This window comes from Streptomyces sp. NPDC038200 (assembly GCF_055600785.1).
The window spans coordinates 39,941-54,732 of sequence record NZ_JBVJYH010000007.1; the positions used below are offsets into that span (position 1 = coordinate 39,941).

A 14,792-nucleotide genomic window follows, 5' to 3' on the forward strand; every position below is an offset into this window, starting at 1 on the left:
CCCCGTCAAGAGACGCTCAGCGCTCGACCGGGAAGACGGTCGGAGCCGGGTCGGGGTTCCGTCGCCGGCACGCTCTTGGCGGCCGGTGGCCGCGCGGCCCGCCACAGCCGCGTGAAGGACAGCACGGCGGCGGCCGTCAGCAGCCCGTTCCGGCCCAGCATCAGCAGGCACCCGGTCCAGGTGCCCTGGACCACCTCGTGGTAGTTCAACGGGTACGCCACCGTGCTCAGCGCGCACGCCGCCAGGACCAGCACCGTCACCGGCCGCTGGCTGGTGTGCCGCGAGGTCAGGCACACGGCGGCCAGCCCGACCAGCCAGATCATGTACTGCGGGCTGATGACCCGGCTGGTGACCGTGAACAGCAGCACCGCGCTCAGTGCCGCGTCGTAGGGCGTGGCCGCGCTCCAGTGCCGCGCCCGCACCCGCCACAGCACCAGCAGCCCGAAGGCCACCGCCGTCAGCGCGAGGGAGGCGGTGGCCACGGCGTGCACGTGCGGGCCCACCATCTCGATCGCCCCGTACCGGTAGCGGGACCGGCCCGGCCACCCCGCGTGCCGGGCCAGGTTGAGTGCCGTACCGCCGAGCGACTCGATCTGCACGCCCCGGCCGCCCTGCTCCCGCAGGAAGGACAGCGGGTGGGTGAAGAAGGCCGCGCACACGGCGAGGCACGCGATCCCGGTACCCGCGGCCCACGTCCACGCCGTCCGTGCCGGCCGGCCCCGGGGCGTGCCCAGCAGCACCAGCGCGGGCCACACCTTCACCAGCGCGCCCAGCGCCCCGAACACGCCGCTCGCGCGCGGGGAGCGTGCCGTGCCCAGCAGCGACAGCACGGCCAGGGCGGTGACCTGCACGTCGTACCGGGCGAGCGGCAGGTGCAGCAGCAGCGGCAGGCCGCCGGTCCACAGGGCCGCGCCCAGCAGGCTCCGTCCGGGCCGGGTGCCCGCGCGGACCAGCGCGGCCGTGGTCAGCGCGTCCACGGCCAGCGAGAGCAGCACGAACGCCTGAAAATACGTCAGGCCCGGCAGCAGGCCCGGCGCCAGCAGCACCGCGCCCGCGCCCGGCGGGTACTGCCACAGGCTGTCGTGCACCGGGAAGGAGCCGTGCGCGAGGACGCCGTACCAGTGGAAGTACAGCCGCCACACCTCCCGGGTCACCGAACCGCCGCCCAGCGGCCGGGCACCGCTGTGGGCGATCAGCCACAGCATCAGGGCACGGGTGATGAGCCACATGGCGGTGACGGTGAGGACCGGACCGGGGGTGACGCGGAGACGGTTCATCACATGGGAGCCTAAGCGGTGTGGATGGGGTATCCATGCTGATACTCCGTCAATGACTGCAAATGCTGGTTAATCCCAAAAGATCGGTCCATGGTGAACGTCGGGCTTCCTGCGAAACCGCGGTCGCGTCGGGCGGCCGGAGCGACCACTGCCGTGCCGACCGGTGCAACGAGGCACACACCCCGCCGGGTACCGGGGCACCTCCGGGAGCGGCTCGCGCGGACCGCCGCCGCGGGTGTGCCCGCGCTGGTGATGCTGACGCTCGGACTCTGGGGGCTCGACCGGGACGGCATGTGGCGCGACGAGGCCGTCAGCTTCCAGGTGGGGCGCCGTACGGTGCCCCAGATCTGGCACCTGCTGCACGGCGTGGACGCGGTGCACGGCCTGTACTACCTGCTGCTGCACGCCGTCCTCGCCGTCCATCCCGGCGAGGTCGTCCTGCGCCTGCCGTCGGTGCTGGCGGCGGCCGGCACGGCGGGCCTGGTGGCCGCCCTCGGCACCCGGCTGGTCCGGCCGCGCGTCGGCCTGTGGGCCGGACTGCTCTACGCCGTCACGCCGATGGCCGGGCACTACGCGCAGGAAGGCCGCTCCTACGCCCTCGTCGCGGCCGGTGCCACCGGGGCGACGCTGCTGTTCGTGCGGGCCGTGCGGAACGGCTCCTGGTGGCCGTACGGCGTCGTCCTCGGTCTCACCTGCTGGCTGCACGAGTTCGCGGTGCTGCTGCTCCTCGCCCACGCGGTGTCGCTGGCGCTGGCCCGGGCCGGGGCGCGGGTGTGGCGGGGCTGGGGGTGCGCGGCGGCGGCGGTCGCGCTCGCGCTGCTGCCGATGGTGGTGGTGTCGCGGCGGCAGGCGGCACAGCTGGCGTGGCTGCGGACGCCCACGACGGAGACGGCCGAGGGGCTGCTGCGAAGGTTCCTGGGGCCGGCGGACGCGGTGTTCTGGGTGTGTCTCGGGCTGGCCGTGGTGGGGCTCGTGACCTTGGTGGGGCGGCGCGGGGAGGTGACGTGCGCGGGCGTGGCGGTGCCGATGGCGGTGGTGCCGCCGGTGGCGCTGATGCTGGCGTCCCAGCTGTCGCCGCTGTACGTCGACCGGTACGTGCTGTTCGCGCTGTCGGGCGCGCCGTTGGCGGTGGCGTGCGGGGCCGAGCGGGTGGCGGGGGCGGTGGCGTGCGGGGCCCGGCGGGCGGCCGGGACGGTGCGGCGTCCGGGGCCGCCCGGCCGGCCGGCGAGGCGCCTCCTGTCGTGGTCCTCCTCCGTCACCCTCACCGGTGTGCTCGCCCTCGCCCTCTCCCTCCTCCACCAGTTCCCCCTTCTCCAGAAGGACCGGGAGCCGGGGTCGCGGGCCGATGATCTGGCCGCCGTCTCCCGGTCCGCCGCGCGGCGGCTGGGACCCGGTGACGCGGTGCTGTTCCTGCCGGCGTCCCTGCGGAACGCGGCGCTCACCTATCCCCGGGCGTTCCGGGGGACCGTGGACGTGGCGCTGGTGACGGGGGCGGCCGAGTCCGGGACGCTGTACGGGCGGGAGGCCGGCGCGGCCGAGCTGCGCCGCAGACTGGCCCGGCTGGACCGGGTCTGGGTCGTCGCGGACCGGAGGCTGCTCGCCGGCCGCGCGGCCCCCGCCGACCCCGTCGAACGCGCCAAGGCCGCCGTCCTCTGGCAGCAGTTCACCGGCCGTGAGGCGGCCGTACGGGGCGGGGCGGCCGTCCGGCTGTACGTCCGCCCGGTCAGCGGGCGGACCGGGCCTCCGACTGTGCCGCCGCGTCCAGCGCGGTCGTGAGCTGGTCGAGCCGGGCGCGCAGCTCGCCGATCTCCGCCAGGTCGAAGCCGGTCGCCGACATGATCCGGCGCGGCACCTCCAGGGCCCGCTCGCGCAGCGCCGCGCCCTCCTCGGTGAGGTGGACCCGGACGGACCGCTCGTCCTCGGCGCTGCGCTCGCGCCGCACCAGACCGGCCCCCTCCAGCCGCTTGACCAGCGGGGACAGCGTGCCCGAGTCGAGCCGCAGCTGTTCGCCGAGCTTCTTGACCGGCAGGTCGCCCTGTTCCCACAGCACCAGCAGCACCAGGTACTGGGGATAGGTGAGCCCGAGGTCCTTGAGGATCACGCGGTAGACGCCGTTGAAGGCGCGGGACGCGGCGTGCAGCGAGAAGCAGATCTGGCGGTCCAGGCGGAGCCAGTCGGCGTCGGGGGAAGCGGTGGCGGTCATGACTCCAGGGTAGCTCCAGCGGGCCATTTAGTTGTGCACAACTTAATTGTGTGCTCTACTTGGGCCGTGCGGCGGTCGGGACAGGGGCCGCCGGAACACCGACTTCGTACAAGGGATGGTCTCCATGGACGCGCTCTACACCGCCGTCGCCACCGCCACCCACGGCCGTGAGGGCCGTGCCGTCTCCTCCGACGGCAAGATCGACCTCAAGCTGGCCCCGCCGGTGGAGCTGGGCGGCAACGGAGAGGGCACCAACCCGGAGCAGCTCTTCGCCGCCGGTTACGCCGCCTGCTTCGGCAGCGCCCTCGGGCTGGTCGGGCGCCAGGCCAAGGTCGACGTCAGCGACGCGGCCGTCACCGCCGAGGTGGGCATAGGCAAGCAGGGCGAGGGCTTCGGGCTGAAGGTCGTCCTCCGTGTCGAGCTGCCCGACACCGTGGACCAGGAGACCGGCCGCAAGCTGGTCGAGACCGCCCACCAGGTCTGCCCGTACTCCAACGCCACCCGCGGCAACATCGAGGTCGACCTCGTCATCGAGTAGTCGCCGAGGGGAAGTCGGGGGCCGGTCCGGGACGGGGCCGGCCCCCTCGGGCGTTCCGGGACCGGGCCGGCCCCGGGCGTTTCCGGGCCGGCGGTTACGCCGACGTGAGGGCGTCCGGAGCCGCGGACTGGCCCACGATCCGTACCGACGACTGCGGCATCGGCTCGCCGAGCAGCAGCGTCCGCACCACCCGCTCGGCCGCCCGCCCGTCGTCGAACTCGCAGAACCGGGCCCGGAAGTCCGCCCGCAGCCGCTGCGACTCCTCGTCCCGCCACGCACCCGAGCCGAACAGCCAGGCCAGCTCCCGCCCCGAGTACGCGACATGGCCCGGCGGCTCGGCGGTGATGTCGAGATACGTGCCCCGGCTCGCCCGGAACGCCGCCCAGTCGTCGGCGTGCAGCACGATCGGCCGGTCCAGCACGGCGTAGTCGAACATCAGGCTCGAATAGTCCGTGACCAGCACGTCCGCCGCGAGCAGCACCTCCGCGACCCGCGGCTCGTCGGTCGCGTCGACCACGACCCGGCGCCGGGCCAGCTCCGTGAGCCCCATGCCCCGCGCGGGGCCGGCCGCCAGTGTCGGATGCAACCGGACCACGAGCGTGTGCCCCTCGCCGAGGTCGGCCGCGAACCGGGCCAGGTCGATCCGGTCCACGTGCCCGCCCCGGCGGTAGTCCCGGCGGGTCGGCGCGTACAGCACGACCCGGTGGTCCGCCGGGATGCCGTGCCGCTCCCGGAAGTCGCCGGCACCGCCGTTCACCAGCACGTCGTTGCGGGGGCTGCCGGTGCGCGCCGAGGCGAAGTGACAGGGGTAGGCCCGCTCCCAGACCAGCTCGGAGTGGCGGTTCGCGACCAGGCTGTGGTCCCAGCGGTCGGCCCGGCGCAGCATCTGCGGCACGTCGAAGCCGAGCCGGGCGCCCGGCTTGTCCAGCAGATCGGCGCCCGCGTACTTCAGCGGGGTGCCCTGGTGGGTGTGGATGTGCACGCTGCCCGGGCGCTTGGCCAGAGCGCCGGGCCAGTTGACGTCGTTGACGAAGAACTTCGCGCGCGCGGTCACGTCGAGATAGCGCCGCGAGCCGACGATCACGTGTTCGACGCCCGGCGGCAGCCCCGCGGCCGTCTCCGCGTCCCGCACCACCCACACCCCCCGCAGCCGCGGGGCGATCTCGCACGCGGCGGCGTAGACCGCCGCCGGATCGCCCAGCAGGCCGCGATGGGAGGACGCCGAGTACACCACGAGGTTCTCGTCCAGCGGGCGGTGCGCCCGCACGGCCGCCCAGCCGGTGCGGGCCCGCGCGGCGGCCGCCCGGCGCGCCCGCTCCGCCCGCCGGGCCGCCTCCCGCCCGGCCCGCACGGCCTGCCGCCGCAGCCGGTACCCGGTCCAGGAGCCCTCCAGCACCGCGACCTCGCCGTCCACCACGGCGTCCACGGGCCGGTGCCGGCGGAACATCTCCGCCGTACGCCGGAAGAACTCGGCCTTGTCGGCGGGCGGCAGCCGGTCCGGCTTGGCGAGGATGTCCAGGCAGTGCTCACCCATCTTGCGGTGCAGGTACGGCCGCCAGCCGGCCAGCTCCGGCCGCCCGGCGACGAACGCGAAGACCCGCTCGTACTGGTCGTGGATGTCGAAGTGCTTGCGGCTGGTGGTGGACAGGATGTTGCCCTGCCTGCGCTGCCGGTAGAGCACGCAGATCCGGTCCAGGGCGGCGATCCGGCGGGCGCTGAGCATGACCGGGAAGGTCCAGGGGGTGTCCTCGTAGTAGCCGGGCGGGAACGCGAAGCCGTGCTCCGCGACGAACCCCCGGCGGTAGACCTTGTTCCACACCACCATCAGCAGGTCCAGGACCTGCGGATACTCCGAGGCACTGAACGTGTCCTCGCGGGCCAGCAGGTCCGCGAGGACGTTGCGCCGGGTGCCGCCCCACCAGTAGGTGCGCGCGTAGTCGAAGACGAGCACGTCCGGGTCGGCGGCCTCCGTCAGCCGGTCGGCGATCGCCCGCAGCGCGCCCGGGGTGAGCGTGTCGTCACTGTCCAGGAAGAACAGGTAGTCACCGGTGGCCTCGGGCAGGCCCGCGTTGCGGGCCCGGCCGAGGCCCACGTTCTCCGGCAGGTGCAGCACCTTCACGCGCGGGTCGCGCTCGGCGTACTCGTCCAGGATCGCGCCGCAGCCGTCCGGGGAGCAGTCGTCCACGGCGATCAGCTCGAAGTCGCCGAAGGACTGCTGGAGCACCGAGTCCAGGCACTCGCGCAGAAAGCCCTGCACCTTGAAACAGGGCACGATCAGACTGAAGCGGGGCACGGCGGGTCAGCTCCTCACGAGGGTCGCGGCGGTGGGGGCGGGGATGCGCTCGGCGAGCGGGATCACGGGCGGCACCGCCTCCGGGGGCTCGCCGAGCAGTACCCGCCGCACCACCCGCTCGGCGGCCTGCCCGTCGTCGAACTGGCAGAACCGCTCCCGGAACGCGGCCCGCAGCGCCCCGGCCTCGCGGCCCGCGTAGGAACCGTCACGGAAGACGGCGGCCAGTTCCTCCGGGGTCCGGGCGACCAGCCCGGGCGGCTCGGCCGGCAGGTCGAAGTAGACGCCCCGGGTCTCCCGGTAGACGTCCCAGTCGTCGGCGTACACGACGATCGGCCGGTCCAGGTTGGCGTAGTCGAACATGATCGACGAGTAGTCGGTGACCAGCGCGTCCGCGGCCAGGCACACGTCCTCGGCGGAGCGGTGCGCGGTGACGTCGATGATCCGGCCGGAGCTTCTCGCGGGCCCCCGGTCGTAGAAGTAGTGGGCGCGCAGCAGCACGACGACGTCGTCGCCGGCCGCCGCGCAGAACGCCTCCAGGTCCAGGCCGGTCTCGAAGCCGGTGTGGTGGTCGCGGTGGGTCGGCGCGTACAGCACGGCCGTCTTTCCCTCCGGCACGCCCAGTGCGCGCCGGATCCGGGCCACGTCACGGGCGGTCGCCGTGTAGTAGACGTCGTTGCGCGGATAGCCGTACTCCAGATGCTCGTAGGAGCCGGGGAAGGCGCGCTCCCACATCTGGGTGGAGTGGCGGTTGGCCGACAGGTTGAAGTCCCAGCGGTCCACCCGGCCCAGCAGCTTGGTGAAGCTGCCGGACTGCGCGGCCACCACCGGGTACGTCGACTGGTCCACGCCCATCGTCTTCAACGGTGTGCCGTGCTGGGTCTGCAGGTGCACGCTGCCGGGCCGTTTGACGACGCCCTCGGCGAAGTTCGCGTTGTTGACCAGGTAGGTGGCGCGGGACAGCACCTCCCAGTAGCGACGGGAGCCGATCACCGCGTACTCGACGTCCCGGGGCACGGCGTGTTCCTGGCCGGCCTCGACGAGGAACACCGAGCGGATGTGCGGGGCGAGTTCGCGGGCCTTGGCGTGGATCGCGGCCGGGTTGCAGGTGTAGCCGCGGCCCCAGTAGGCGCAGTACACCGCCAGCTCGGGGTCGAGCGGGCGGCGCAGGTCGCGGGCGTAGCGCAGCCGGGTGCGCAGCATGTGCGGGCGGGGCAGCCGCCGGGCGGCGCCGCCGGCCGCCCGGTTGACGCCGCGCAGGGACCGGAAGGCGGCGTACGCGCCCGCTGCCAGCAGCCGGTGCTGCACGCCCAGGCTGCCGGCCGGCACCCGGTGGCCGGCCGGCCGGAACCGCCGGTGGAGGCGGGCCGCGCGGCGGAAGAAGGCCCGGTGCCCGGCGGGCAGCCGCTCCGGCCGGGACGCCGTCTTCAGCACCACCGCGAACAGCTGGTCGAACAGGGGCCCGGTCCGCTGGACGGGCAGAGCGCGCTCCGCCGCCCGCGTCAGCACCCGTTCCACCTGGTCCAGCAGGTTGTGCTGGTGCGGCCCGGGCAGATTGAGCCGGCTGCCCTGGCGGCGCAGCCGGTGCCGGACGACCGGCCGGCGCAGCACCGCGATCCGCTCGGCGGCGATGCCGGCCAGCCCGCCCCAGCCGAGGTCGGTGAAGCAGCCGTCCGGGAAGGTGAGCCCGTGCTCGACCAGGAAGGCACGGCGGTGGACGGCGCTCCACGCCGGCAGGAGCACGCCGGTCAGCTCCGGCAGGTCGGCGGGGGCGAAGACGCCCTCGGGGGCCCCCTTCAGCAACGGCGCGGCCGGGTTCGTCGGCTCGCCCTCCCACCAGGGGGCGCGTTCGTGCTCGGCGTACAGCACGTCCACGCCACCGGTCTCGGCGAGCCGGGCGTCCAGCGCCGCGAGCGCGCCCGGCAGCAGCAGGTCGTCGCCGTCCAGGAACAGCAGATACGCGCCGGTGGCCGCCCGCATCCCGGCGTTGCGCGCCCCGCTCAGACCGGCGGACGGGGGGGAGTGGACCGGGGTCACCCGGGAGTCCCGCTCCGCGTATCCGGCGGCCACGGCGGCGGCCGGGGCGTCGAGGGCGTCGCAGACCGGAATCAGCTGGAGGTCGCCGAAGGACTGGCCGAGGACCGAGTCCAGGGCCTGGGACAGCCGGCCGGCGACCCCGTGGGAGGGGACGATGATGCTGAAGCGGGGCATGTGGTTCTTTCTGTCGTCTTGCGGACGCGGCCGGGCCGTCCCGCCGGACGCCAGGTGGACGGCCGGCTCGGGGCGGGCCGCGTCGAGCCGAGGGGCACAGGAACTCCCGGGAGGACCAACGGTGTTCAACTGCTCTCGGTGACGGGGAGGGGGCCGGAAGGTTGCGGCACGGTGGCCAGCGGGGACCGGGCGCAGGCCGACGGCACCGGCCGCCGCTCCGCGAGCGGCACCACCGCGGGCAGCTCTCTCTCGCCCAGCACCACGCGCCGTACGACCCGTTCGCCGGCGCGCCCGTCGTCCCACGGGCAGAACCGCTCCCGGAACGCCGCCCGCAGCTCCTCCGAGCGCGAGCCGCGCCAGTGGCCGGTGGCGAAGATGTCGATCAGCTCGTCCTCGCTGCGCGCCACCGCGCCCGGCGGGAAGGCCCGCGGGTCGAAGTAGGCGCCGCGGGCCGCCTCGTACGCCGCCCAGTCCTCGGTGTGCACCACGATCGGCCGGTCCAGGTTCGCGTAGTCGAACATGACCGGCGCGTAGTCGGTGAGCAGCGCGTCCGAGGCGAGGCACAGGTCGGACAGGTCCGGGTGAGCGGAGACGTCGATGATCCGGGTGCCCCGGACGGGACCGTGCGTGCGGGCCAGGAGCACGAAGCGCGGGCCCAGGCGGCGCAGGATCCGCTCCAGGTCGAGCAGGGGGCGTTGGGTGCGCCGGTAGTCGCGGTGCGCGGGCACGTACAGGACGGCGACCGCGCCCTCCGGGACGCCCAGCGCGGAGCGCAGCCGGGCCACGTCCGCCGTGGTCGCCCGCTGGAGGACGTCGTTGCGGGGCAGTCCGTACTCCAGGGTGGTGTAGCGGCCCGGGTGGACCCGCTCCCAGGTCAGGGTGGCGTGCCGGTTGCCGGACAGGACGTAGTCCCACTGGTCGACGCCCCGCAGCAGCTCCGCGAAGTCGGTGTCCCGGGCCGCCGCGGGGCGCTCCTGCAGATCCAGGCCCGCGTGCCCCAGCGGGGTGCCCTGCTGGGTCTGCACGAAGACCTGCCCGGGCCGCTTGCGCAGCCGCCGCCCGAAGCCGGCGTCGCTGACCAGGTAGCGGGAGCGGGCCAGTGCCGTCCAGTAGGCGGCCGTGCCGGGCGTCAGCCGGCGCGGGCCCGGCGGGACCGCGTGCTCCTGCCCGGGCCCGGCGATCCACGCCGTGCGCAGGTGCGGGGCGTGCGTCCGGAAGGCCTCCTCCAGCGCGGCCGGGTCGCCACGCCCCTCCTGGGCGGTGAACACCGCCCGGTCCGCCCGCAGCGGCAGCCGCAGCTGGATGCGGTAGTGCAGCCGGAGCGCGCCGGCGCGCAGGGCGCGGGCCGGCTTCACCGCGGACTTCACCGTCCTCCGGCGGACGGCCGCGGCCAGCTGGAGGGCCCGGAACGTGCGGTGCAGTCCGAAGCGGACCAGGGTGTGCCGCAGCCCGGCGGGCCCGCCGGGCACCCGGTGACGGGCGTAGTGGGCGCGGGCCCGGCGCAGGAACTCGCCGTGGCTGCCGCGTGGCAGCCGGTCCCGCCGGGTGAACACCGCGATGTGGTGGTCGACCATCCGCCGGAACAACTCCGGCCGCCAGTGGTCGAGTTCGGGTCGCTCCGCCAGGTACGCGAACACCCGGTCGTACTGCTCGAACAGATCGAAGTGCCGACGGCTGGTGGTGTCCAGGATGCTGCCCCGGCGCTGCCGGTAGTGCACGCACACCCGGTCCAGGGTGGCGATCGACCGGGCCGTCAGCAGCACGGGGAAGGTCCACGGGGTGTCCTCGTAGTAACCGGGCGGGAAGGCGAAGCCCTGCTCCGTGACGAACTCCCGCCGGTACGCCTTGTTCCAGGCCACCATGAGCACCCGCAGCAGCCCCGGCCGGTCCGCCAGCCGGAACGGTGCCGGGCCCTGCTCGGTGAGCTGGGCGGCCAGTTGGTTGCGCACCTCCCGGCCGTCCCCGTAGGTGCGCGCGTAGTCGAAGACGAGCACGTCCGGGTCGCCGGTCTCCTTCAGCCGGTCGGCGATCGCCCGCAGCGCGTCCGGGGTGAGCGTGTCGTCGCTGTCCAGGAAGACCAGGTAGTCACCGGTCGCCTCGGCCATGCCCGCGTTCCGGGCACGGCCCAGCCCCCGGTTCTCGGGGAGGTGCACGGGCTTCACGCGGGCGTCGCGGGCCGCGTACTCGTCGATGAGCGCCCCGCAGGCGTCGGGCGAGCAGTCGTCCACCGCGATCAGTTCCAGATCGGACCACGACTGCGAGAGCACCGAGTCCAGGCACGCGGGGAGATACGCCTGGACCTGGTACGCGGGGACGATGACACTGAACCTGGGCAAGGGACATCCATGGGTCGGTCGGCGCGGGCGTTCTGCCCGGCAACGGCCGATGGAGTGACGTGGTTACGGGCCCGTACGGCATTCGGGCTACATCAGGTGAACGCGAAGGGGCGGGCCCCTGAAGACCCGCCCCTCGAAAGGTGTCCTTTTCGTGGCTACTTGACCGCGCCGGCCATCACCCCCGACACGAACTGCCGCTGGAACGCGAAGAACACGGCCAGCGGGATGACCATGGAGATGAACGCACCGGGTGCGAGCACGTCGATGTTGTTGCCGAACTGCCGTACCTGCGTCTGGAGGGCGACCGTGATCGGCTGGGTGCCCGACTTGGTGAACACCAGCGCGACCAGCATGTCGTTCCACACCCACAGGAACTGGAAGATGCCGAGCGAGGCGATCGCCGGGCCGCCCAGCGGCATCACGACCCGTGCGAACAGCCGGAGTTCCCCGGCGCCGTCCAGCCGGGCCGCCTCCAGCAGCTCGCGCGGGATCTCCGCGAAGAAGTTCCGCAGCAGGAACACCGCGAACGGCAGTCCGAAGCCGGTGTGGAACAGGATCACCCCGAAGATCGTCCCGAACAGGCCCAGGTCACCGAAGAGTTCGGCGATCGGGATCAGCGCCACCTGCACGGGCACCACCAGCAGGCTCACCACACCGAGGAACCACCAGTCCCGGCCCGGGAACTCCATCCACGCGAACGCGTACCCGGCCAGTGCCCCGATCACCACGACGAGGACGGTCGCCGGGACCGTGATCAGTACCGTGTTCACCAGGGAGTGGGTGATGTCGGAGTTCTCCAGCAGCTTCTGGTAGCTGTCCACGGTCAGCTGGGAGGGCTTGGAGAACACCGTCCACCAGCCGCTCGCGCTCATGTCCTGGGGCGCCCGCAGCGAGGACACGAGCAGGCCGATCGTGGGCACGAGCCAGAACAGGCCCACGACGATCAGGACCACGCGGACCAGTCCGCCGCCGAGCTTCCCGGTGATCCGGGCACCGACCGACCGCCCGGCCCCGACCGCCCGGACCGACTCGGCCTTCCCGACCCTTCCGGCGGTCGCCGTCATCGCCTGACCTCCCGCCGCAAGCGCCGAATATTGAACAGCATCACCGGGATCACCAGGAGCAGCAGGAACACCGAGATCGCGCTCGCGATGCCCGGCTGGCTCTCCGCGAAGCCCTTGCGGTACAGCTCCAGCGCCAGCACGTTCGCGTCGTCCTGGGAGGAGCCCGGCGCGATGATGAACACCAGGTCGAACACCTTCAGCACGTTGATCATCAGCGTCACGACGACGACCGCCAGCACCGGCGCCAGCAGCGGCACGGTGACCTTGCGGAACACCTGCCACTCGGTGGCGCCGTCCACCCGCGCCGCCTCCAGCAGTTCCCGTGGCACGCCCGCCAGCCCGGCCGCGATCAGCACCATCGCGAAGCCCGCCCACATCCACACGTACGCCCCGATGATCGACGGGGTGACCAGCGCCGGGCCGAGCCACTCGACGCCGTTGTAGGGCTCCCTGAAGTTGCTCGCCGGCAGCCTGAGCCGCGCCCCGTCGGCCGCCGCGGGCAGCGTGAACGTGCCGTCGCCGGCCGCCGTCGCCGAGGCGACCACCTTGCCGTCCTTCACCGCCTCGATCCGCATCCCGGCATAGCCCACCTCGGACGGATCGGGCGCGCCGAGTCTGCCGACGCCCTTGCCGCGGGTGAAGTCCTGCCAGGTGGTGCCGGTGACCTCGCCCGGCTCCGGCCGGGCGGCGGCGGCCTTCCGCACGTCGTCCGGCAACTGGTCCGGAGCGACCCCGACGAGGGGCAGGGCGACCGGCCGCCCGGCGTGCACGGCGTCCTTGGTGACGAAGCCGCCGCCCTCCGCCACCAGCGGCGACTCACGGCCCGGGTGGGCCTTGGGGAACGCCGACGCCTGCGCGAACGTGTCGTGCACGCCCACCCACACCGCGTTCGCGACCCCCTTGTCCGGGTCCTGGTCGTACACCAGCCGGAAGATGATCCCGGCGGCCAGCATCGAGATCGCCATCGGCATGAAGACGACCAGCTTGAACGCCGTCCCCCAGCGCACCCGTTCGGTCAGCACCGCGAAGACCAGACCGAGCGCGGTGGAGACCGTCGGCGCGAACACCACCCAGATGACGTTGTTCTTCAGGGCGGTCCGGATGCCGTCGTCGGTGAACAGGGTCGTGTAGTTGTCGAACCCGGCGAAGCCGTCGCCGGAGGCGTTGGAGAAACTGCGGACGATCGAGTACCCGATGGGGTAGACCACGAGCGCGCCGAGCAGCACCAGCGCGGGCAGCAGGAACAGGGCTGCCACGGTCCTGCGGGTGCCGGTCACGCTCTTGCGACTGCGGGGCGCGGCGGGGCCCGGTGGAGCCCCGGCCGCCGCTGCCGACGCCATGGCCGGATCAGCCCCCGTTCCCGTACGCCGCCGCCGCGTCCTTCTCCAGCTTCGCCTGGGCGCCCGCGATGTCCTTCGGGTTCTTCAGGAAGTCCTGAAGGTCCTTCCACTCGCCCTTGCCGGGCGTCCCGCCGAATGCCTGCGGAGCCTGGTCGGACATGTCGAAGCGGAAGTCGTCGCCGGACGCGATCAGCGCCTTGGCGATCTTCTGCTGCACCGCGTTCGGGTACGCCGAGACCGGCACGTTCTTGTTCGGCGAGAGGTAACCGCCGAGCTTCGCCTGGATCGTGGCCGCGTCCGGGGAGGCGAGGAAGGCGACCAGGGCCTGCGCCGCCTTGGAGTCCTTCAGGATCACGGCCGCGTCACCGCCGGAGACCACCGGCGCGGCCGAGCCGACGGCCGGGAACGGGAACACCTTCGCGTCCGTGCCCACCTTCGCCTTGGTCTCACCGATGTTGACCTGCACGAAGTCGCCCTCGTAGACCATCGCGGACTTCGGCTGGTCGCCGCCGGTGAAGGTCTGGGTGACAGACTGCGGGAACTCCGTCTGCAGCGCGCCGCTCTGGCCGCCCGCCAGGTAGTCCTTCTTGCCCCAGATCTGGGCGAGCGTGGTCAGCGCCTGCTTCACCGACGGATCGGTCCACTTGATCTTGTGCTGGGCGAGCTGGTCGTACTTCTCCGGGCCCGCCTGGGAGAGATAGATGTTCTCGAACCAGTCGGTCAGCGGCCAGCCGTCCGCGCCGGCCACCGAGAACGGCGTGACCCCGGAGTCGTACACCGCCCGCGAGGCGGTCAGCAGGTCCTGCCAGGTTTTCGGCTCCTGGGCGCCCGCGTTCTCGAAAACCTTGGTGTTGTACCAGATCAGCGACTTGTTGGCGGCCTTGTAGTAGACGCCGTACTGCTTGCCGTCGACCTTGCCGATGTCCTGCCAGCCCTGCGAGTAGTTCTTCGCCAGCTCCTTTCGGCCCTCCGGCCCGACGGGCTTGGCCCAGCCCTTCTGCACCGCCTGCTTGATGGCGCCGGGCTGCGGCAGCAGCGCGACGTCCGGCGGCTGGCCGCCCGCGACCTTCGAACCGAGGAAGTTGATGATCGGGTCCTGCGCGGGCACGAAGGTGACCTTCGCGCCGGTGCGCTTCTCGAACTCGGCGAGAACCTTCTTGAAGTTGGCCTGCTCCCCACCGGTCCAGACGGCGGCCACCTCCAGCCGGGCGCCGTCCAGTTGCGGCAGGGTGACGGTGGAACCGGTGGGCGCGCCGGTCTTCCGGCCGCTGCCCTTCTTGTCGTTGTCGCTGCCGGAGCAGGCGGTGAGCGCGAGGGCTCCCGCGAGCAGTGCGGCGAGTGTGGTGACGGCCCTGTCTGTGCGGAACGTGCTGCTCTTGCTGCGCATCACTTCCCCGTTCGTCGTTCTCCGTTGAACGTCGTTGAACGTCAGAACTCTGTCCCGTGCGGTCCGGTGTACGCCGGGCCGCTCCGGGTGGGCAAGAGCGCCTGCGGTGTCGACCGGCGCATCGTGACCGGCTCGTGACCAGGGGT

General features: G+C 73.0%; 10 protein-coding genes. 2 read left to right on the top strand and 8 right to left on the bottom strand.

Annotation, left to right across the window (positions count from 1 at the left end; translation table 11 throughout):
• Nucleotides 1–5 precede the first annotated feature (5 nt).
• Nucleotides 6–1,277, bottom strand: a complete 1,272-nt coding sequence (locus ACZ7KF_RS16740; protein WP_471074613.1) for a glycosyltransferase 87 family protein — start codon at nucleotides 1,275–1,277, stop codon at nucleotides 6–8.
• 153 nt (nucleotides 1,278–1,430) lie between these two features.
• Here ACZ7KF_RS16740 and ACZ7KF_RS16745 point away from each other — a divergent pair, with 153 nt between their 5' ends.
• Nucleotides 1,431–3,053, top strand: coding sequence for a glycosyltransferase family 39 protein (locus ACZ7KF_RS16745; RefSeq protein ID WP_471074616.1), 1,623 nt, complete (start codon nucleotides 1,431–1,433; stop codon nucleotides 3,051–3,053).
• Here ACZ7KF_RS16745 and ACZ7KF_RS16750 read toward each other — a convergent pair.
• On the bottom strand, nucleotides 3,001–3,507 hold the full coding sequence (locus ACZ7KF_RS16750; protein WP_471074619.1) for a MarR family winged helix-turn-helix transcriptional regulator: 507 nt from the start codon (nucleotides 3,505–3,507) through the stop codon (nucleotides 3,001–3,003). The genes ACZ7KF_RS16745 and ACZ7KF_RS16750 overlap by 53 nt on opposite strands.
• Before the next feature lie 97 nt (nucleotides 3,508–3,604).
• Here ACZ7KF_RS16750 and ACZ7KF_RS16755 point away from each other — a divergent pair, with 97 nt between their 5' ends.
• Nucleotides 3,605–4,018 carry an organic hydroperoxide resistance protein gene (locus tag ACZ7KF_RS16755; protein ID WP_471074622.1) on the top strand — a complete coding sequence of 138 codons (414 nt, stop codon included), beginning with the start codon at nucleotides 3,605–3,607 and terminating at the stop codon, nucleotides 4,016–4,018.
• Nucleotides 4,019–4,112: 94 nt separating this feature from the next.
• Here the strand turns inward: ACZ7KF_RS16755 and ACZ7KF_RS16760 are convergent, their stop codons facing one another.
• The 6 genes from ACZ7KF_RS16760 to ACZ7KF_RS16785 all read right to left on the bottom strand — a co-directional run bounded on the left by ACZ7KF_RS16760 (nucleotide 4,113) and on the right by ACZ7KF_RS16785 (nucleotide 14,646).
• Nucleotides 4,113–6,311, bottom strand: coding sequence for a bifunctional glycosyltransferase/CDP-glycerol:glycerophosphate glycerophosphotransferase (locus ACZ7KF_RS16760; RefSeq protein WP_471074625.1), 2,199 nt, complete (start codon nucleotides 6,309–6,311; stop codon nucleotides 4,113–4,115).
• 6 nt (nucleotides 6,312–6,317) lie between these two features.
• Nucleotides 6,318–8,519, bottom strand: coding sequence for a bifunctional glycosyltransferase/CDP-glycerol:glycerophosphate glycerophosphotransferase (locus ACZ7KF_RS16765; RefSeq protein ID WP_471074628.1), 2,202 nt, complete (start codon nucleotides 8,517–8,519; stop codon nucleotides 6,318–6,320).
• Between the two features lie 125 nt (nucleotides 8,520–8,644).
• The gene (locus tag ACZ7KF_RS16770; RefSeq protein WP_471074631.1) at nucleotides 8,645–10,855 is read right to left on the bottom strand and encodes a bifunctional glycosyltransferase/CDP-glycerol:glycerophosphate glycerophosphotransferase; all 2,211 of its coding nucleotides are present in this window, start codon (nucleotides 10,853–10,855) and stop codon (nucleotides 8,645–8,647) included.
• 155 nt (nucleotides 10,856–11,010) lie between these two features.
• The gene (locus ACZ7KF_RS16775) at nucleotides 11,011–11,919 is read right to left on the bottom strand and encodes a carbohydrate ABC transporter permease (RefSeq protein WP_471074634.1); all 909 of its coding nucleotides are present in this window, start codon (nucleotides 11,917–11,919) and stop codon (nucleotides 11,011–11,013) included.
• A complete protein-coding gene (locus tag ACZ7KF_RS16780; protein WP_471074637.1) occupies nucleotides 11,916–13,259 on the bottom strand; it encodes a carbohydrate ABC transporter permease in 1,344 nt (447 codons plus the stop codon). The genes ACZ7KF_RS16775 and ACZ7KF_RS16780 overlap by 4 nt, the downstream gene beginning before the upstream one ends.
• 7 nt (nucleotides 13,260–13,266) lie before the next feature.
• The gene (locus ACZ7KF_RS16785; RefSeq protein ID WP_471074640.1) at nucleotides 13,267–14,646 is read right to left on the bottom strand and encodes an ABC transporter substrate-binding protein; all 1,380 of its coding nucleotides are present in this window, start codon (nucleotides 14,644–14,646) and stop codon (nucleotides 13,267–13,269) included.
• Between the last annotated feature and the right edge of the window lie 146 nt (nucleotides 14,647–14,792).